The sequence below is a fragment of the Pseudomonas sp. SMV7 genome (assembly GCF_052041995.1).
In the GTDB taxonomy this organism is placed as follows: Bacteria; Pseudomonadota; Gammaproteobacteria; order Pseudomonadales; family Pseudomonadaceae; genus Aquipseudomonas.
Map to the genome: position 1 here is coordinate 1 of NZ_JBKGGT010000075.1, position 265 is coordinate 265.

The window sequence follows — 265 nt, forward strand, 5'->3', positions numbered from 1 at the left end:
CGCGGTAGTAGTGTCGACCGAGTCGTTGATCGTGGTCTGAGCAGGAGTCGGGTTCGGCGTCAGTTGCTCGAAGTTGCCACCGGTGGCACCGGTAATCGTGGTGCTGACGGTCGAGCCGTTATTGTAAACGTCGTTCGCCGGAGTCTCGAAATTGACACTGCCCTGGGTCTTGCCAGCTTCAACGGTAATGGTCTGGCCGTTGGACAGAGTCACCGTCACCGGGGTCTGAGCCGGGTTGCTCAGGGTCACGGTGTAGGTAATCACA

General features: G+C 58.9%; 1 protein-coding gene. It reads right to left on the reverse strand.

The window, feature by feature from the left end:
- Positions 1-265, reverse strand: a 265-nt coding sequence (locus tag ACLEJP_RS25600; protein ID WP_440810933.1) for an immunoglobulin-like domain-containing protein, incomplete at both ends; no start/stop codon positions are given.